General features: G+C 35.2%; 17 protein-coding genes and 1 pseudogene. 10 read left to right on the forward strand and 8 right to left on the reverse strand.

The window, feature by feature from the left end:
• Positions 1-45: 45 nt before the first annotated feature.
• Both tnpB and tnpA read right to left on the reverse strand, forming a co-directional pair.
• On the reverse strand, positions 46-381 hold the full coding sequence (tnpB, locus tag R2H34_RS16245; RefSeq protein WP_004642106.1) for an IS66 family insertion sequence element accessory protein TnpB: 336 nt from the start codon (positions 379-381) through the stop codon (positions 46-48).
• Positions 378-761 (reverse strand): IS66-like element accessory protein TnpA, encoded by a 384-nt coding sequence (tnpA, locus tag R2H34_RS16250; RefSeq protein ID WP_004684363.1) that lies wholly within the window; start codon positions 759-761, stop codon positions 378-380. The genes tnpB and tnpA overlap by 4 nt, the downstream gene beginning before the upstream one ends.
• A gap of 279 nt (positions 762-1,040) precedes the next feature.
• Here tnpA and R2H34_RS16255 point away from each other — a divergent pair, with 279 nt between their 5' ends.
• Positions 1,041-1,316 carry a TnsA endonuclease C-terminal domain-containing protein gene (locus R2H34_RS16255; RefSeq protein ID WP_318342352.1) on the forward strand — a complete coding sequence of 92 codons (276 nt, stop codon included), beginning with the start codon at positions 1,041-1,043 and terminating at the stop codon, positions 1,314-1,316.
• Complete coding sequence (locus R2H34_RS16260; protein WP_318342353.1) at positions 1,300-3,156, forward strand: transposase; 1,857 nt, start codon at positions 1,300-1,302, stop codon at positions 3,154-3,156. Before R2H34_RS16255 ends, R2H34_RS16260 begins: the two co-directional genes overlap by 17 nt.
• Here the strand turns inward: R2H34_RS16260 and R2H34_RS16265 are convergent.
• The gene (locus R2H34_RS16265) at positions 3,147-4,115 is read right to left on the reverse strand and encodes an IS30 family transposase (protein WP_014538385.1); all 969 of its coding nucleotides are present in this window, start codon (positions 4,113-4,115) and stop codon (positions 3,147-3,149) included. The genes R2H34_RS16260 and R2H34_RS16265 overlap by 10 nt on opposite strands.
• A gap of 77 nt (positions 4,116-4,192) precedes the next feature.
• Here R2H34_RS16265 and R2H34_RS16270 point away from each other — a divergent pair, with 77 nt between their 5' ends.
• The 7 genes from R2H34_RS16270 (at position 4,193) to R2H34_RS16300 (ending at position 13,894) form a co-directional block, all read left to right on the forward strand.
• Positions 4,193-4,477 (forward strand): hypothetical protein, encoded by a 285-nt coding sequence (locus tag R2H34_RS16270; RefSeq protein ID WP_318342354.1) that lies wholly within the window; start codon positions 4,193-4,195, stop codon positions 4,475-4,477.
• Entirely contained in the window at positions 4,478-6,124 is a 1,647-nt protein-coding gene (locus R2H34_RS16275; protein WP_318342355.1) for an AAA family ATPase, read from the forward strand.
• 13 nt (positions 6,125-6,137) lie between these two features.
• A complete protein-coding gene (locus tag R2H34_RS16280) occupies positions 6,138-7,661 on the forward strand; it encodes a TnsD family Tn7-like transposition protein (protein ID WP_204378992.1) in 1,524 nt (507 codons plus the stop codon).
• A complete protein-coding gene (locus tag R2H34_RS16285) occupies positions 7,654-9,258 on the forward strand; it encodes a Tn7-like element transposition protein TnsE (protein WP_204378993.1) in 1,605 nt (534 codons plus the stop codon). Before R2H34_RS16280 ends, R2H34_RS16285 begins: the two co-directional genes overlap by 8 nt.
• 69 nt (positions 9,259-9,327) lie before the next feature.
• Positions 9,328-10,584, forward strand: a complete 1,257-nt coding sequence (locus R2H34_RS16290) for a DNA cytosine methyltransferase (RefSeq protein ID WP_161414014.1) — start codon at positions 9,328-9,330, stop codon at positions 10,582-10,584.
• The gene (locus R2H34_RS16295; RefSeq protein WP_223154082.1) at positions 10,584-12,773 is read left to right on the forward strand and encodes an ATP-binding protein; all 2,190 of its coding nucleotides are present in this window, start codon (positions 10,584-10,586) and stop codon (positions 12,771-12,773) included. The genes R2H34_RS16290 and R2H34_RS16295 overlap by 1 nt, the downstream gene beginning before the upstream one ends.
• An 11-nt stretch (positions 12,774-12,784) precedes the next feature.
• The gene (locus tag R2H34_RS16300; protein WP_318342356.1) at positions 12,785-13,894 is read left to right on the forward strand and encodes a response regulator; all 1,110 of its coding nucleotides are present in this window, start codon (positions 12,785-12,787) and stop codon (positions 13,892-13,894) included.
• Positions 13,895-13,901: 7 nt separating this feature from the next.
• Here R2H34_RS16300 and R2H34_RS16305 read toward each other — a convergent pair whose 3' ends face one another.
• Together R2H34_RS16305 and R2H34_RS16310 are read right to left on the reverse strand one after the other, a co-directional pair.
• Positions 13,902-14,114, reverse strand: coding sequence for a helix-turn-helix domain-containing protein (locus R2H34_RS16305; RefSeq protein WP_032036502.1), 213 nt, complete (start codon positions 14,112-14,114; stop codon positions 13,902-13,904).
• A 381-nt stretch (positions 14,115-14,495) separates the two neighbouring features.
• Positions 14,496-15,464, reverse strand: coding sequence for an IS30 family transposase (locus tag R2H34_RS16310; protein WP_014538385.1), 969 nt, complete (start codon positions 15,462-15,464; stop codon positions 14,496-14,498).
• 114 nt (positions 15,465-15,578) lie between these two features.
• On the opposite strand from R2H34_RS16310, the pseudogene R2H34_RS16315 reads away from it, so the two are divergent.
• A pseudogene (locus tag R2H34_RS16315) lies at positions 15,579-15,776 on the forward strand (hypothetical protein); the annotation flags it as partial.
• Positions 15,777-16,001: 225 nt separating this feature from the next.
• Here R2H34_RS16315 and R2H34_RS16320 read toward each other — a convergent pair.
• The 3 genes from R2H34_RS16320 to pncA form a co-directional block, all read right to left on the reverse strand.
• The gene (locus tag R2H34_RS16320; protein WP_005403466.1) at positions 16,002-16,640 is read right to left on the reverse strand and encodes a YitT family protein; all 639 of its coding nucleotides are present in this window, start codon (positions 16,638-16,640) and stop codon (positions 16,002-16,004) included.
• A gap of 213 nt (positions 16,641-16,853) precedes the next feature.
• On the reverse strand, positions 16,854-17,318 hold the full coding sequence (locus R2H34_RS16325) for an Lrp/AsnC family transcriptional regulator (RefSeq protein ID WP_004910252.1): 465 nt from the start codon (positions 17,316-17,318) through the stop codon (positions 16,854-16,856).
• A 78-nt stretch (positions 17,319-17,396) separates the two neighbouring features.
• Complete coding sequence (pncA, locus tag R2H34_RS16330) at positions 17,397-18,029, reverse strand: bifunctional nicotinamidase/pyrazinamidase (protein WP_318342357.1); 633 nt, start codon at positions 18,027-18,029, stop codon at positions 17,397-17,399.
• Positions 18,030-18,211 lie beyond the last annotated feature (182 nt).

The raw sequence follows: 18,211 nt of genomic DNA on the forward strand, positions 1-18,211 counted from the left end.
GAGGAAATAGAACGTTTGGAGAATAGCAGAATGGACCAAGCTAGTTTAGAGCATCGTCACCACCTGCTGTCGTCCAATGCGCTGCCAAGGCAAACCCTGGATCAGTGCCTGTAACTGTTCTGGGCTGAGGGCTACGCTTTCACCCTGGTGAACTTTAGCCCAGTGAAATTTTCCCTGTTCCAACCGCCGGGCACACAGCCAGATGCCCAGTCCATCATGTACCAGCACTTTCATGCGATGGCCACGTTTATTACAGAACAGGTAAGCACAATGCGGTTTGATGTAGCCAAAGGCTCTCACCACCTGAGCCATGGCCGTATCCATACCTGCACGCATGTCCATGGGCTGAGTAGACAACCAGATTTCATCGATACGGATCATGTTGTAAGTGCCTTGAGTAATTCTGCTAAAGCAGATATTTCTGATACTTGCCATTTCAAGCCAATTTCTGCTTTTGAGTGGGGTAAAGTAATTTGAACCGTTAACATGCCAGTAGGGATAGGATCTAATGGTGCGGAGCAAGATAAGGTAATAAATGCAGGTTTATTCGGTAGTAGTGAGCGATCATTCCCTGGCTTAGCATCAATTAAGCGAATCCATTTGGATACAAGATTTGTATTCAATCCATGTTGCAAAGCGACCGAAGCAATTGAAACCTCCGATGCTTTACACGCCTGAACGATCTGCTGTTTAAATTCAGCACTATATGTTCTTCGTTTTATCGTAAGAGATGCGATGGATGTCTGGTTATTTGTAGTCATAAATTTAAGTTCCCACTTGTTTTTAAGTCAGGACTAAATTAAGGCTTATAGGACGAATTCATAAGGTGTGTTCAGCGGACGCTTACTTCAATAACACCTAAATTTGTAGTCCAAGTTAAATATTCAAATGCTCTCAATGATCCACGCACAATAGAAAAAATAGAAATTGAGCGACAATATTGGAAACAGCAAAACATACCTTTTTATATTTTTACCGAGCACCAAGTTCCTAAAACTGTCAGCCAGAACATTCAATGGTTGTACAGTTCAATAAATACCATGGAACTGAGTGAACAAGATACGTTAGATAAACTTAACTTTTATTCAGATATTTTCATTAAACATAAATCTAAAAAGATTAATGAATTAGCGAGAATCATTGATCAAAAATATCATTTTGAGTTAGGTCAATCTTTAAGAGAAATTAGAGACCTGCTGGCTCAAAGGTATTTCATATTTGATCTTAATATTTCTTTTAAGGATTTGAATACAGATCATATTCAATTGGGCGAGCTTAATATTTGGAATGAGGTACTTCATGCTGAAAATCAATGAAGTATTAAGTTTCGAAAGCTCTTTATTTAGGATTTTAACTATCCTACCTGACTCTGTGATTTGGATTAATCTTGACTTGGAAAATGCTTTTCCAATTGAAGTTAGTAGAACAGAAATCTTAAAAGGTTTGGAAGACGGCAATATTGAAAGAGCAATAGACCCACATGAGTCACTTGCTTTCATTCAGCCTGAGAAGGAATCAGTACAAGAAATAAAACGTGACCAAAATTATGCCCTTATTTATCCTCTGATCTCTCATGAATTATTTTATTTTCCAGTACAAAGAGGAAAAATAATTAGTGAAATCATGAATCAACATGAAGTCACCAAACAAACTATTTATCGCTTAGCTCGCAGATATTGGCAAAGAGGACAAACTCCTAATGCATTGCTTCCTGATTACAGAAATAGTGGAGCTAAGGGTCAAAAAAGAACAGCTAAAGACAAAAAATTAGGTCGACCTCGTATCTATAATAGTGAACAAGGCATTAATGTTAATGAAGATATTGAAAAACTTTTCTATCGCACCATTAAATTATTCTTTTTAAAAGACAATAAACATTCACTCCCATTTGTATATCGAAAATTTCAAACCACATATAAAAATCTCTATCCCGATACAGCCGAATCAGATATTCCAACAATATGGCAGTTTAAGTATTACTACGAAAAAGAATTCAAAAAAATTGAAAGCGTAAAAGCTCGTATAGGTACATCCAACTACAGCAAAGACTATCGTCCTTTGCAATCAACATCTAACGCTCAAGCCTTAGGCCCTGGTGCACGTTATGAAATTGATGCCACGATCGCTGATATTTATCTTGTTTCAAATTCAAATCCAGAAAGTATCGTTGGTAGACCTACCATTTACTTTGTGATTGACGTCTTCAGTAGATTAGTCGCAGGCTTTTATATCGGTTTTGAATCACCTTCATATTTAGCTGCAATACAAGCATTGAATATAGCGATGACCGACAAGGTTAAGTATTGTGCTGAGTATGGGATCTCAATTCAGCCAGAAGATTGGCCAGCTGTGGGTCTACCTGATGCTTTACTCGCGGATCGAGGAGAACTATTAGGCTATCAAATTGAAGCTTTAGAAAAAACTTTCGCTGTAAGACTCGAAAATGCGCCAGCTAGACGTGGTGATGCTAAAGGCATCGTAGAGCAAGCTTTCAATACGTATCAGGCTTATTTCAAAAAAGAAGGTAAAGGAAAAGGTGTTGTTGAAGGCACCACTGTAAAAAAGACTGGTGGTCATGATTACCGCCAAGATGCCACATTAAATATTCACCAATTTACTGAAATCATTCTTGCCTGCATCATCTCGCACAATCAATTTCATGTGTTAAAAACATATGACCGTGAAGCAGATATGCCCAATGACTTACCAACCATACCCTTACATTTATGGAATTGGGGTATTCAAAACAGAACAGGAAAATTGAGGAGTGTTCCAGAGGAAGCACTCAGAATCGCATTATTGCCACGTACTAAAATCACAATATCAGACCTAGGTATCAAAGCATTTGGTCTTTACTACCTAGCGAAAGAAGTACTTGATCTCGGTTGGTTACATCGTAAAACAGGAAGTTCTCGTCCTCAAAACCTTGAAGCCGCATATGATCCTTACTCAGTGAATAAAATTTATATTTTTCCGAAAGATAATAGTCTCGAATATTGGATAGGGTCTCTCTCCGATCGATCGAGAGAATTTAAAGATTGTACTTTGTGGGAAGTCAAAGAAAGGCAAAAAGCCCAAAAAGAGCACCTTGTACAACACGAACTAGAGGCTTCAAAAAAACGAAGAGAGCTTGAAGCTTGGCGAATTCAAACATGAGGTGCGACAGTTTGAAAAGTCTTATGATAATCAACAAGCTGAGCAAATTTCTCTAATGGTGTAAGCCAATCTAACGCTTTTCTAGGACGAGTATTCAGTGACATGGCAACTTGATTTAAATAATGCTGATCTGCCTGATTTAAATCAATCCCTTTAGGTAAATATTGCCTAATTAAACCATTCATATTTTCGCATGTGCCTTTTTGCCAGGGTGAATGTGGGTCACAGAAATATACATCTATGCCTAAATCTTCTTCAAGTATTTTATGTTCTGCCATCTCGCGTCCACGGTCATAGGTCAACGTTTTACGCAGTTCTGCAGGTAAATATTTCAGAGCTTCAGTTAAAGCCTTGCGCACTGATTCTGCCTTTGCATCAGGTAATGTTGCCAAGATACAGAGCCGTGTATTTCGTTCAATAAGTGTTGCTATCGAACTTTTATTGTCTTTACCTTTAATTAAATCAGCTTCCCAATGACCCGGTATTTTTCTTTCTTGAACTTCGGCTGGGCGCTCATGAATAGTTTTAATATCCTGTAATATAGAATCTTTTTTAGGTTCACCGTTAGCTTTTCGCTTTTTATTTTCATGACGTAGACAGGATAATAAGTCTTTTTTCAACTCACCCTTGGGTAATGCTCGTATCGTTGAATAAATCGTTGTATGGCTTACATTCATTGTTTGATCCAAATCAGGAAATGTCTTTAAACGCTTTGCTATTTGCTGAGGAGACCATAAACAACGGATCGCTTCAACAATAAATTTCCAGAGGATTGAATCGATTTTGAGTTTTCTGTGACCACGTCTACGTCTAGCAAAAGTGTTATCAGAAGCATATCGAGCTTGATAAACGTCATTGATGCTATTTCTTTTAAGCTCACGATAGATCGTACTAGGATGTCTTTTAATAAGTTCAGCAAATTTTCTGGCTGAAAAGCCTTCTTTTCTTGACTCAAGCATTAATGCAGTACGATCTTCAAAGTTAAGATGATGGTATGACAATTTTATATACTCCATAAACCCTTTAAATTAATTAGGTGGTTTATGTCGCACTTCAAGTTTTACTCTGCCCTTTTATCAGTGAAAAACTTAAAACTAAGCTTCCGAAGAATCCAATTAAACCATCTCAACGAATCGCTGAAATAACTAAAAATAAAGCAAAAGAGAAAAATATTGAACGCAAAGCTAAGGTAAAACAGCAAGAAATATTGGATACAAATATTATTCCAATGCCTAAACTGAAAGCCTCAATTAAGCCTCAAGATGCTGAAGCGGTTCATTATCCAGACTTAACAGACGAATTATTTGGTGAGGATGACTAAATGACTTTGCCATTAAACTGTATTCAAGCACGTTACACACCTAGTTTTGGTGAATATAAAGACAATCCATTTATTGAGGCTCTACCACCAATCATGCAAGAAATTGCGGATATCAAAGCTAATCTGATTGGAAAGGTGGACTTTAACCCTGAAGATATTCTGAGATCTAAGAACGAAAGAATTCATCTTTCATCGCAACTTCTTCATCAATTTTTTCAACCCATTACTCGACATATTTCATTAGAACAAAAAATTGCAATATTAATTCGTCAAGGCTATGTAGGACGCAATATTGCTGATGGTAAATTGCACCAACATTTGCAAAACGGTTATGAGCGTATTATGTCAGGAGACATTAACGCCTTTCGTTTTGATGCACCAAAATCTACAGCTTTAAGCTATTCACTGATCGGTTGTTCAGGAAGTGGCAAAAGTACAACCCTACAGCGAATTCTGAACCTTTATCCTCAAGTGATTTATCATGAAAAATATAACTTCACTCAACTGGTTTATCTCAAAATTGACTGCCCTCATGATGGCTCATTAAAAAATCTATGTTTGCATTTCTTTAAGGCGATTGATGTTGCATTAGGAACAGATTTTGAAAGAAAAGTTGCCTTAAAAAGATTAGGAATCGAAGCTCTACTCAACTATATGCGTCAAATTACCAATACCTATGCTATTGGCGTACTTGTGATTGATGAAATCCAACACCTGAGTGTTAAAAATTCAGGTGGTGCTGAAAAAATGCTGAACTTCTTTGTCACCTTAATCAATGTTGTAGGTTTGCCAGTGGTTATGGTCGGCACACCCAAAGCCAAATTCATATTTGATGGAGATCTGCGTTCAGCGCGTCGTGGGGCTGGTTTCGGAGCTGTTATATGGGAACCTATGAAGAACAATCCCCCATTATCAAATACCGCGACTAGAACAGAATGGATGGCTTTCACTAATGCCCTTTGGAAATACCAATGGCTAACCAATAAAGAACAACTGAGTGAAGAAATTCGAGACTGTTGGTATGAACTCTCTCAAGGTGTACTGGATATAGTAGTCAAACTTTTTGTTTTGGCTCAATGTCGAGCGATCATGACAGGATTAGAAAGAATAACGCCAAGTTTGCTTAGACAAGTCTATGAGGATGAACTCAAATTTGTCCATCCAATGATAGAAGCACTCAAGTCTGGAGATCCTAATCGCATCGCACTTTATTCCGACTTAACTATTCCATATGTGGACAAAACCTTACTTCTACTTCAGAAAAAAATAGAAGAAGAACAAGAAAAAGTTGAACAATACAATGGAAATGTACATGCACAAAGATTGCATAATCTACTGATTGCCACTGGATATCCAGAACTTAAAGTAATCGCTGTAATCAAAAAAGCCTTTGTCGATTTCCCTCATCTCAATATGCAAGAACTCATGCCTATCGTTTCAAATTGGCTCACTGAAGTTGAGGCAGATAAAGACACCAAACCTGAAAAAATGAATACCAGAAAAATAAAACAAAGTGAATGGATAAGCTTACCGTCAGATGATTTAAGGTTTAAGTTTTCTCAAAAGCAAAAATCCCAAAATTTTTATGACGTTCTTCAATCAAGCGATTTAATTTTCGATACTCAAACTTGGGTGAAATCAATGTAATAGCGGAATTGGCATGTTGAACTTTCCTACACCATATCCCAATGAGTTAATTTACAGCACGATAGCACGAGCTGGAATTCACCATGCTATTACAAGTCCTAAGCAATTACTCGAAGAAGTATTTGCTAATCGTAAGGTTATTGCCACGATTGATTTACCTAGCCATCTAACATGCCTTTTAAAGCATTTACCACCACACTACACGCTTGAAAAGATTGTTTATGAACATACTCTTTTTCCAATCCACGCTCTATTTTCTTCTGAAAATACACGGTTAAAATGCCTTTACTGGATGGGGAGTCAATCAAAAGGTTCTATCCATTTAGCATTAGGCGTTGCAGCATCCAAAGTTAAGCAGATAACAACACATCGATATTGTCTCTATTGTTTAGAAGACCATTATCGCCAATATGGAGAATTTTTTTGGTCAAGAGTTTGGTATATCCAAGGCGCAAATTGTTGTAACAAACATAAAGTTAAATTGTCAGAATTTTTACCACCAGCCGATTTAAATGGACGACATCAATTTATTCCTGCAAGTTTCATCCTAGATCACAAGCAACCTGATACCCCTGCTCATGAGTTAGATCTAATCGTGAGTAGACGTGTTGATGAACTCTTAAAACTTCCTCCAACAACATCGCCTACCTTTCATCAATGGAGTCAATTTTATCAACGTATTGCAAAGCGATTAGGTTTCAACAAAGGTTCTAAACACATTGTCCATTCAAAAATTTATTCAGCCGTTATAAAAATATGGGATCTAAAATGGTTACAGCAACATCACCTAGATGAACTGAAGTCCGAAACAAGCTGGCTTAAAGCTATCTTTAGGAAGCATCGTAAGTCATTTAGCCATCTTGAACATATTATCGTCTTAGAGACGTTTTTCGCTAAAGAATGGACATGGGCTACCATTCTGAGTGAAATCCATCAGTTACCATCACATTCATCTGATACCGATAAACTAACTCAAAAAACTAAGTTTAAAGACAGCTCTATACTCAGTACAAAGCGTAATGAATGGATGTCTTTGATTCAAAATTTTGGAATAAAGCCATCCAGAGTCAAAAACTCTGCTTTATATGCATGGCTCTATCGCAATGATAAGACTTGGTTACTCACAAAAAATAGAAGCTTTCACGCTTTGCCTGCAAATATTCCCAAGAAAGTAGATTGGCCTCTTAGGGATTGGCAAATGGTGAGGCGATTATTCGAAATATTCTATCAATCATTAGACGATTTGAGTCTACCTCGGCAATCTAGAAACTGGTATCTCAAGCAACTACCGCAACACTCCACCGTAGAAAAAAACCTATATCAACTGCCCTTAACAAATAAATTTTTGGCTACTTTTTCAGAAGATATTAGCTCTTATCAAATCCGAAGAATCACTCGAACGATTATTCAATTTCAAAAAATTAATCAATACCAAGCGAGTTGGCAATTATTACGATACTCGGGATTAAGTGAAGAACGATTAACAGATGAAGCTCTCAAATTCCTAAATCAAATTAAAAGGATTAATAATGGCTAAGATCAGTCACATCGCTAAAAATATGAAAATAAAAAAGATTGGTACTTTGTTTAAAAAACTTAACTCAGGCAGTTGGGCAATAAATCTAGCTTTGGAAAATGAAAATAAAATACCTGAGACGACTTTCACTAATTTTTCTAATGCAAAATTATTAAGAAAAAATAGTCACATCAACCCCACTCAAGAATATCCCAAAGGCTACAATTTACGCTTTAAAATTAGTTCAACTCAAGATTGGCTATCTTCTATCAATGATACAAACTTACCGAAAGGAAAGTTTGTAGAGCATTATTTCCTATTTGATGCAGTCCGTGTGGATCAATTCGGTCAGCCAATGTCCGAAACCATTAAAATTAAGCTCCCTCAATTTGAACTTGCTCGATCTCTGTTTTTCTACACTCCATATTTAGCAAGATCAGCAATCATAGAGAATAGTTTGAGTATCGATTTCGATATTGTTTCAAATCGAGATCACTACCTTATCAATATTTTACCAGCCTGTTCATACCCAATTTCGCATTTCAATGATTCAGGTATCCGACGCATCTTATCTTGGATTCTTCTTGATCCTGATATTCGACAATCTTTTGAAAGTATCAGTCAGTTTTGTACCAAATATGGCTATGACGTTGACCAATACCGTATATGGAGTTTTTGTTTTAATCCGCCTCAACTGAATGGAGTGATTTTTGATTCATATGGCTATTACAAGGCTGAAACTTCAGAGTTTTTTGTCAATGAAATATCAGGTTTTGAAAGAATCTCAAGTCGTATTTCAAAAGAAGTCGAGTTCTATAGCAATAAATTCATTGAGTCTAAATCAGGCGGTAAAGGTGAAAACTCTTCAGGAACTAAAAATAATGGCAAAGAGCCGACCATCAAAGATGATGAAGATGGCAATAGCGATGATACTCAAATCATTGATGTTGTACCGACACATTTCGACTTCCTAGAAGCTATTGAAACAAGGAAAACCACTAAGAAATCTAGACTTAGAAATCATGGTGTAAAAGATCAAGACTTACCATCCAGCAATGCAACCTCGGAAGTTAACACCAACGCGCCTATTTCTGAGGGAACTATCCCCTCTGCTGAATTCAATGGTGTTGAAGATGAGACTGAGGACCTTCATCTGTATCTTGATCGATTCTCAGCATTTCAACGAATGATTGATTTGTTTTGCAAGGAAAACTCAGTTAAAAATTTTACCTTTCTACTTCACAAGTTACCTAACATTCAAGGCCACTCCAAACATATAAAGACTGATGGTAATTCTAGGTGTGTTGCAGAAGTCAGTTTTCAATATAATGGCCAAAATATCGTGATCTTAGAAGTAGATACATCCGATAATAAAAAGCCTCTTTCTACTCGTGTTTTAACGATTAAAGACTTAAATAAATGGAATCATACTGATCGAGCAAAAGTACTTGAGCTTGTCATCACTCAATGCTTACGTTGGCCAAAAGGCATCTTTAAAAATATTAGCTCTAAAAATAGTACATTGAACCATCCTTGGATGAATTCAAAAAATCAGGAAATATCCGAACAAGAATTAAAAGGATGGATGAAACGATTGGAATCCTTATTGACAAAATAAGTGAGTTAATTTTGCTAAATCTAGAATTTCCTGGTATCCTGGCAATTATTTATTTGCTTTTGATGTTGTATGTCTAGCCCTTTAAAATTTCTCGATTTGTTTGCTGGTGCTGGAGGCTTGTCTGAGGGTTTTATCCGCGCTGGATTTAAACCAATTGCTCATGTCGAAGCAGATGCTTCAGCCTGCTATACGCTTAAAACACGACAAGCATTCCATTGGCTAAAAAAAAATAATGCTTTAGACATCTATTCAAAATATTTAAGAAATGAAATAACACGTCAAGAACTCTATGATGCTGTGCCATCCAACGAAATAGATTCAGTCATCAATGAATTCATTGGCCCAGATACTCTAAAAACAATTTTTCAGAAAGTTGATAGCCAATTAAATAACTCAAAACTAGATCTGATTATTGGTGGTCCACCTTGCCAAGCTTACTCACTCATTGGTCGAGCTCGAGGGAATATGGATGATGATCCTCGTAATCATCTATATAAATACTATGCGGAATTTCTAAAAAAATATAAACCTAAATATTTTGTTTTCGAAAATGTACTTGGGCTGTTGACCGCTAAAGATCCAAACAACGAGCTTTATTTCGATAAAATGAAAAATTTATTTATCGAAATCGGTTATTCAATTGAATATAAAGTCTTATCTGCAAATGAATATGGGGTTCTTCAGAACCGAAAACGAATAATTCTGGTCGGTAAACGGGGACATCGTGGTAAAAAATCTTTTTATCCTGAAATTGCAAAATGGGTTCCTGAAGCAACTGTTTGGGATCTACTCAATGATCTTCCTAAAATTAGTGCTGGTGGAGGTAAATCTTCCCCATCAGAACCGATCTCTAAACCATCACAATGGCTGAAAGATGCTTATATATCAACTAATCTTCCTTTAACTTGGCATGAGGCACGCCCACACTCTGAGCAAGATTTAGAAATTTATAAGCATGCTGTTAAGTTATGGAATACTGAAAAAAGACGTCTTCATTATGACGATTTACCCGAACACCTAAAAAGTCATAAAGGGCGTAACTCTTTTGTCGATCGCTTTAAAGTGGTTGCTGGAGATTTGACTGCCTGCCATACTGTTGTTGCACATATTTCTAAAGATGGACATCATTATATCCACCCAGATATAGTACAAAATCGTTCATTGACACCTAGAGAAGCGGCAAGAATTCAAAGTTTTCCTGATGATTATTATTTTGAAAATGTTTCAGGAAAACCAGCACGTACAATTGCATTTAAACAAATTGGTAATGCAGTACCTGTTTTACTTGCACAAAAAATTGCCGAGAAAATATTAGAGGGATGGTAATGGACACTATAGAAAATAAAGAATCTGGATCATATAAAATTCGCCCTGCTGGCCGACATTTATTAACTATAGGCAGGGACCTAATTCAAGACAATAATGCAGCACTTATAGAATTAATTAAGAATGCGTTTGATGCTGACTCTCCTTCTATAAATATCACCTTTTCGATGAAGCCCGATCAAACCTTCTATAAAATACTTATTGAAGATAAAGGTCATGGAATGAGCCGTGACACGATTATAAATAAATGGATGGTCCCATCAACTGCCGATAAACTAACAAGAAAAACAAGTCCAAATGGAAGAATATTACAAGGACGAAAAGGCATAGGTAGATATGCTGCTGCAATTTTAGGTAACGATTTACTCTTAGAGTCAGTGGATCAAACTGGAAAAAAGACTACTGCTTATATTGAATGGAAACAATTTGAAACTGCAAAATTTTTAGAAGATGTTGAGATTCTTATCGAAACCTTCGACTCAAATGAATCACCAGGAACTACACTCACTATCACGGGCAATGAAGATGGCCTAGCTGAATGGAACGAGACTAAACTCAAAGATTTAAAATTTCAAATTAAAAAATTAATGTCTCCGTTAAATAAGGAATTACAAGCCAATAGCTCAAATACGTCTGATAAATTTGAAATCATAATTAAAGAAGATCATTTTGTTCAATATCCAGAACAGCTAATTGAAGAAACAATAGAACCTTTCCCACTTGTAAATATGTTTGACTACCGTATATTTGGGAAATTAAATTCAAATGGTAATGGTACTTTTTATTTCCAAACTCAAAAATCTACAACTCATAATTTCGATGAAGAAATTCTCTTTAGTATAGGAAAAGAAACAGGTTGTGGATCTTTGGAGTTCGATATTTCAGTATTCGACCGTGAAGTAGAATCTTTAGATCAATTAATTGCTCGTGGTATTAAACATAATCCTGAAACTTTTTTTTCTCGCCAAGAAACAAGAAAGTTATTAGATGATTACAATGGTATCGGTGTATTTCGAAATGGATTTAGAATTAGACCTTTAGGTGATGCAGATTTTGATTGGTTAAAATTAAACAAGCAAAGAATTCAAAACCCTTCACAAAAAATCGGTAGTAATCAGGTGATTGGGCATATAAATATCCAATCAGAGGAGAACTCAAATTTAATAGAAAAGAGTGCCCGAGATGGTCTCAAAGAGAATAAAGCCTTTGAAAATCTAAAAAATATTTCTTCAGAAATAATTTCATTACTCGAACTTAGACGATTCGACATTCGAAGAAAGCTAGGGATTTCGAGACCAGCTGTTAAAATTGAACAAGAACTTGAACTTTTATATTCTTTCAAAGAATTTGGTGATGAGCTTGTAAAGAATTTGAAATCAAAGGGCTTAGATGATGAATCTACACAAATGGTTTCAAATTTATTACTTCATAAAAGTAAAGAAATTACCCAAGCTGCTGAAAATTTACAAAAAATGATAGCAATGTATCAGGGGCAGGCAACTGTAGGAAATATTATTAATTTAGTTTTGCATGAAAGTAGAATGCCGCTTGCTGCCATCAAGTCTAATATTAAATCTTTTAAGAAAAGACATGCAAAATTCATTGAAACTCAAGATGAAAACAAGTTACAAGAAATTTCGCCTATTGCAGATGAAATTTCTAAAAATACTGAAGATTTTAGTAGGTTATTCGAAAAACTCGATCCATTAGCATATAAAAAACGTGATAGTGTACAAACGTTTAATATCTATAAAGAATTGGTCTCAGTCATTTCTATGTTTGCAAATGAGATGTCTGAGAAGAGTATTGTTTATAAGATTGAAGGAAGCCAAATTGTTGAATTTGAAGGCTGGGCTCAAGACTTTAGGGCTATTTTTATTAATCTTATTCAAAACAGTATTTATTGGATACATGAAAAAAATTCACCTAAAAAAGAAATTTCTATCTTTATTGGTGAAGAAAATAACTCTTTAAGCTTTATCGATTATAAAGATACTGGTCCTGGTATAGACAAATCAATAAAAGATAACAATCTCATTTTTGAACCTCAATTTACTACTAAGAAAGAAGGTATGGGATTAGGATTAGCCATTGCAGGTGAAGCGGCACAACGTAATGGCTTACACCTCTCTATCTTTGCTCAAGATGTGGGTGTTTATTTTAGATTAGATGTTGCTAATGAAGCTTAATTAGGTAAAAAATGGAAACTATTAAGATATTATTTGTTGAAGATAATGAAACTCCAATTCGAACTTTTGAAAATGAATTAAAGGATTTCAATGATGAAAGTACGGATTTAAAAATCGAAGCAATTATAAAAAAGACATATGGCGAAGCAATACAAGCCATAGATAAAAGCTTTGATGCTATTATCATAGACTTAGCATTAGGCCAAGATCAAGATGCTGGTAATAAAATCGTTAAAGAGCTTGAATCATTGGGGTTAAGAATACCTATTCTGTTTGTGTCAGGAAATCATAGCAACGTCTCTCCTAATCCACTAATCATAAATATCCGAGCAAGAGATAATGGTGATTATGAACAAGATTTCAATAATATTGTTAACATTTATAATACTGGATTGACTAACATATTGGGTGGTAGAGGAGAAATTGAAAAAAAATTGTCTGAAATATTTAGTGAAACAGTTCTCCCTGAATTAGAAATTTGGAAAGACTATGCATCTAGGCAAATTCATACTAAACAAACTGAAAAAGCTCTTTTAAGATTAGTAGTAAATCATCTTAATCACCTTTTGGAAGAAGATGAAATACCATCATACCCAGAAGAATTTTATATTTATCCAATAAAGGATAAAATTCTGCGAACAGGAACGTTAATTAAATCAAAAATAAATGATTATTATTTTATAAGTTTAAGCCCAGCATGCGATTTAGCACAGAGAAATGGAACATGTAAAACTGATCGTTTACTTATTGCAGAGATTGAGCCAATACAACATATCAAGGATATTGTTTATCGACAATTTTCTACACAAACTGCAGGAACTAAGAAAGATCAAAATATTTCTAAAGAATTAAAAAAATATTTTTCTAATAATTATAGTAATTACTATCATAGTTTGCCAAAGATTAAAAACTTTGCAGGTGGTTTTATTAATTTTAGAAAGGCACAGTCTTTGACTCAAGAAAACTTAGATTCTGATTACGAAGTGGTAAATATACAAGTGGCAGCACCATTTATTAAAGATATTTTATCAAGGTTTTCAAGCTATTATGCGAGACAAGGACAACCAGTGATTTTCTTTGACACACATATCGAAGAAATTATTAGCTCTAATCAAGTTTAGGTCTATTCTATGGTAAAAGTAATGTTGGGCTAATATTTAAAGTATTTGCCACTTCATAAATTTTTTCTAATGTAGGGTTGACCTCCCCTCGTTCAATCCGTCCTAAATAACTCCGATCCATGTTACAGAGCAATGCCAGTTGCTCTTGTGACATGTTTCTTTCTTTTCTGTATTTACGAACCAATTGCCCAAATTGAATAGTAAGTTCTGACATAAACATTCAAATGCTTAAAAAACAGAACTATCACTATTTGAGGACTATATATCCACGGACTATAATCCTCTTTTTAAGTTTTCTAGTTTTTCCTTATGAAACAAATTGCTTCACCTATCTTTCAGTCATTTCTACTACTCCTATCCCACAACCAGATTGATGGATGGACATCAAACAAAATTTGGAACAACTTAAATCTTTCAAAAGATGAAAAGGAACGAATCAACCAGCAACAACTTTATAGACTTTTAAGAAAACTAGTGAAACAAGGTTACTTGGCCAAAAATATTCATCATGACAACTCAAGACTTTCAACATTTGTCGAGACAGAAAGTATGAATGACTTTAGAAAACAATTTGAAAATCATGCTGTGATACATGGCGAATTCAAACATGAGGTGCGACAGTTTGAAAAGTCTTATGATAATCAACAAGCTGAGCAAATTTCTCTAATGGTGTAAGCCAATCTAACGCTTTTCTAGGACGAGTATTCAGTGACATGGCAACTTGATTTAAATAATGCTGATCTGCCTGATTTAAATCAATCCCTTTAGGTAAATATTGCCTAATTAAACCATTCATATTTTCGCATGTGCCTTTTTGCCAGGGTGAATGTGGGTCACAGAAATATACATCTATGCCTAAATCTTCTTCAAGTATTTTATGTTCTGCCATCTCGCGTCCACGGTCATAGGTCAACGTTTTACGCAGTTCTGCAGGTAAATATTTCAGAGCTTCAGTTAAAGCCTTGCGCACTGATTCTGCCTTTGCATCAGGTAATGTTGCCAAGATACAGAGCCGTGTATTTCGTTCAATAAGTGTTGCTATCGAACTTTTATTGTCTTTACCTTTAATTAAATCAGCTTCCCAATGACCCGGTATTTTTCTTTCTTGAACTTCGGCTGGGCGCTCATGAATAGTTTTAATATCCTGTAATATAGAATCTTTTTTAGGTTCACCGTTAGCTTTTCGCTTTTTATTTTCATGACGTAGACAGGATAATAAGTCTTTTTTCAACTCACCCTTGGGTAATGCTCGTATCGTTGAATAAATCGTTGTATGGCTTACATTCATTGTTTGATCCAAATCAGGAAATGTCTTTAAACGCTTTGCTATTTGCTGAGGAGACCATAAACAACGGATCGCTTCAACAATAAATTTCCAGAGGATTGAATCGATTTTGAGTTTTCTGTGACCACGTCTACGTCTAGCAAAAGTGTTATCAGAAGCATATCGAGCTTGATAAACGTCATTGATGCTATTTCTTTTAAGCTCACGATAGATCGTACTAGGATGTCTTTTAATAAGTTCAGCAAATTTTCTGGCTGAAAAGCCTTCTTTTCTTGACTCAAGCATTAATGCAGTACGATCTTCAAAGTTAAGATGATGGTATGACAATTTTATATACTCCATAAACCCTTTAAATTAATTAGGTGGTTTATGTCGCACTTCAAGTTTTACTCTGCCCATGATTTAGAAAAACTTGAATTAAAAACTAAAGAGTTAAAAGAAAAACAAAAGATTTGCGAAAGCCAAATTAATGCTTCTGAACTAGCACTTATAGACTTTCCAGAATTAAAAAGTGAAATATTAAGAAGAAAAAACCAATTACTTCAAGATATTGAAAAAATGAAAGCTTACACTGACTTTCTAGCATCATTGATATAATATGAAAATAAATTAAACGAGCCTAAAGTTTCATTTCAGTATGAAACTTTATTACTCAACTGGTAGTAGAAATTGAAGAAAAAATAATTTTAGTATGAAACTTTATTTTTTCTTCAATTATTTACAGTTTATAAATATCAAGAAGTTAAGGCTGAATCAGTATGAAACTTTATTACTTTCATACACGTCTTTCTTCCATTTCCTTTTTAGAAACTTTTGATCGTATTAAGCAATATAACGACTGGTTTTATGGTTCAATAAAATAATTAAATTTAGAATTACCGCACCCAAAATTGAAAATAGAACTAACTTCCAATCCACATAAAATAACGATGCCAGTAAAATTACAACATCGATGCCCATCTGTACTTTTCCAGCAGGAATTTTAAATCGCTCTTGCAGATATAAAACCAACAAGTTAATTCCACCTAAACTCGAACGATGTCGAAATAAGATCAAAAAACTGACTCCCATCAACACATTTGCAAAGATGGTTGCATAAATCGGATTGACATCAGACAACTGAAAAAAATGTGGAATGGTCTCTGTAAAGCTAGCCAGCAAAGCAACAGCAATGAAGGTTTTGACCACCAATCCCATACCCATCTTTTTATAAGCAAAATAATAAAATGGAATATTAATCAGGAAAAAGAGTACCCCGAATTTAATATCGGTCACATAGTGGATGAGTAAGGATAGACCTGCTGTACCACCTGTCATAATGCCCGCTTGCTGCAATAGCGTCATCGCAAAAGATAAGATGAAAGTACCGATTAACATGGCCAAGGCATCCTCAATCTTAGAATGCTGATCTATTGCAGACATGACTGGACTTACCAAAGATACATTTTGATCGGTATTCATAATGGTATAACTCAATAGGAGAACAACAGAAGGGAGAGATCTTTAAAAAAGATATGACATATTTGATCATTTTTATTTAATTTTCGCAATTTTTTCTTATATTTTTATCATAAATGCAATTTATATTCACAATAACGGATTTCGAATGATCAATCAGATATGAATATCCAGCAATTTGACTAATCAGCTTTTAGCGTCATAGATCAAATTTTTTTATTTCATCGCGATGCCATTTTCTTTTAATTTTTCTAAAACAATTGAGGTATTTAAGTTACTTACACCAAAATCACTTGAGGACAAGATCCCAATCAGTTTTACCATTTCATCTAAGCTTTTAACAGCGACTTTAAGGGCGAAGTCATAACTGCCTGTAAGTTTATGAATATCTTTAACCGCAGGTTCTCTTAAGAGAAAGTCGACAAAGCGATCATGCGTCGCATCATTATAATTCTGCAATTTAACTTCAATAATTCCCATAATTGGCGTGGGATCTGCGCTTAGAGCCACCTGAGCATAATATCCTGTAATCACTTTGGTCTGTTCTAAATGGATTCGTCGACGAGAACATTGCGAGGTTGAAAGCCCCACCAACTCAGCCAATTCTTGATTAGCTAAACGACCATTGAGTTGTAAATGATGAATAATTTTTTTATCAAAATCATCTAATTCGTCAATCATACAACTCTCAAATAAATCTGGGTAAATACAAAGCATCACTCAATAAAGTGTAGCTTTTTTGGGATATAAACCACAAGTTTAAAGCAAAATACTGGAGGCTTCGATGCGATGCACGCTCTTTTGCGACATATCTTGCCATGCTTGTTGCAAAGAGCCGTTTAAATCAATTGCTTTGCAAGCATCTTCTATCACATAAGTATCAAAACCCAGTTCAGCAGCATCAATCGCAGTCCAAGCGACACAAAAATCTGTAGCAATCCCAACGATAAACACAGTATTTATCTGATGTTCTCTCAAATATCCATTCAATCCAGTTGGTGTCTTACGATCTGCTTCCATAAAAGCTGAATAACTATCAATATTTTGATGGCAACCTTTTCGAATAATCAGTTGGGCTGTCGGGATATTTAAATGGGGATGAAATTCAGCATCATGCGTCCCTTGAACACAATGTTTAGGCCATAATACTTGGCGACCATAATCCAATTCGATGGTCTCAAAGGGCTTTTTATTGGGATGATTATCTGCAAAAGAAATATGTTGGACAGGGTGCCAGTCTTGCGTTAGCACAATATGCTCAAACTTTTGTGCAAGTTGATTAATCTTCGGAATAATTTCATCGGCGTTTGCCACCGCTAAATTTCCTCCTGGCGTGAAACCATTTTGCACATCCACTACAATTAAAACACTTTGTTTTACTTGCTTAAGCATCTGATCACCCTATTTAAATTCCATCATTTTAAAATACGCTGCTGCTTGTTCTATGACTAGTCATGTTTAACTTTTTCAGCAAATGAAAAGAATTCAATACAAAGATCAATTAAAGTTTTCCACAGTTTAACTAAAGCATATTGTTCTTATGTCGCTGATCAGTCATAATTTGCATAATTGTC

The organism is Acinetobacter sp. 16 (genome assembly GCF_033439925.1).
Classification (GTDB): Bacteria; Pseudomonadota; Gammaproteobacteria; order Pseudomonadales; family Moraxellaceae; genus Acinetobacter; species Acinetobacter junii.

What these genes read in the sequence shown, in the direction of transcription:
- pncA (WP_318342357.1), bottom strand. Translation starts at nt 18,029, where the DNA reads ATGCTTAAGCAAGTAAAACAAAGTGTTTTAATTGTAGTGGATGTGCAA.
- R2H34_RS16290 (WP_161414014.1), top strand. Translation starts at nt 9,328, where the DNA reads ATGTCTAGCCCTTTAAAATTTCTCGATTTGTTTGCTGGTGCTGGAGGC.
- R2H34_RS16275 (WP_318342355.1), top strand. Translation starts at nt 4,478, where the DNA reads ATGACTTTGCCATTAAACTGTATTCAAGCACGTTACACACCTAGTTTT.
- R2H34_RS16295 (WP_223154082.1), top strand. Translation starts at nt 10,584, where the DNA reads ATGGACACTATAGAAAATAAAGAATCTGGATCATATAAAATTCGCCCT.
- R2H34_RS16300 (WP_318342356.1), top strand. Translation starts at nt 12,785, where the DNA reads ATGGAAACTATTAAGATATTATTTGTTGAAGATAATGAAACTCCAATT.
- R2H34_RS16325 (WP_004910252.1), bottom strand. Translation starts at nt 17,318, where the DNA reads ATGATTGACGAATTAGATGATTTTGATAAAAAAATTATTCATCATTTA.
- tnpB (WP_004642106.1), bottom strand. Translation starts at nt 381, where the DNA reads ATGATCCGTATCGATGAAATCTGGTTGTCTACTCAGCCCATGGACATG.
- R2H34_RS16255 (WP_318342352.1), top strand. Translation starts at nt 1,041, where the DNA reads ATGGAACTGAGTGAACAAGATACGTTAGATAAACTTAACTTTTATTCA.
- R2H34_RS16260 (WP_318342353.1), top strand. Translation starts at nt 1,300, where the DNA reads ATGCTGAAAATCAATGAAGTATTAAGTTTCGAAAGCTCTTTATTTAGG.
- R2H34_RS16265 (WP_014538385.1), bottom strand. Translation starts at nt 4,115, where the DNA reads ATGCTTGAGTCAAGAAAAGAAGGCTTTTCAGCCAGAAAATTTGCTGAA.
- R2H34_RS16280 (WP_204378992.1), top strand. Translation starts at nt 6,138, where the DNA reads ATGTTGAACTTTCCTACACCATATCCCAATGAGTTAATTTACAGCACG.
- R2H34_RS16320 (WP_005403466.1), bottom strand. Translation starts at nt 16,640, where the DNA reads ATGAATACCGATCAAAATGTATCTTTGGTAAGTCCAGTCATGTCTGCA.
- R2H34_RS16310 (WP_014538385.1), bottom strand. Translation starts at nt 15,464, where the DNA reads ATGCTTGAGTCAAGAAAAGAAGGCTTTTCAGCCAGAAAATTTGCTGAA.
- R2H34_RS16285 (WP_204378993.1), top strand. Translation starts at nt 7,654, where the DNA reads ATGGCTAAGATCAGTCACATCGCTAAAAATATGAAAATAAAAAAGATT.
- tnpA (WP_004684363.1), bottom strand. Translation starts at nt 761, where the DNA reads ATGACTACAAATAACCAGACATCCATCGCATCTCTTACGATAAAACGA.
- R2H34_RS16305 (WP_032036502.1), bottom strand. Translation starts at nt 14,114, where the DNA reads ATGTTTATGTCAGAACTTACTATTCAATTTGGGCAATTGGTTCGTAAA.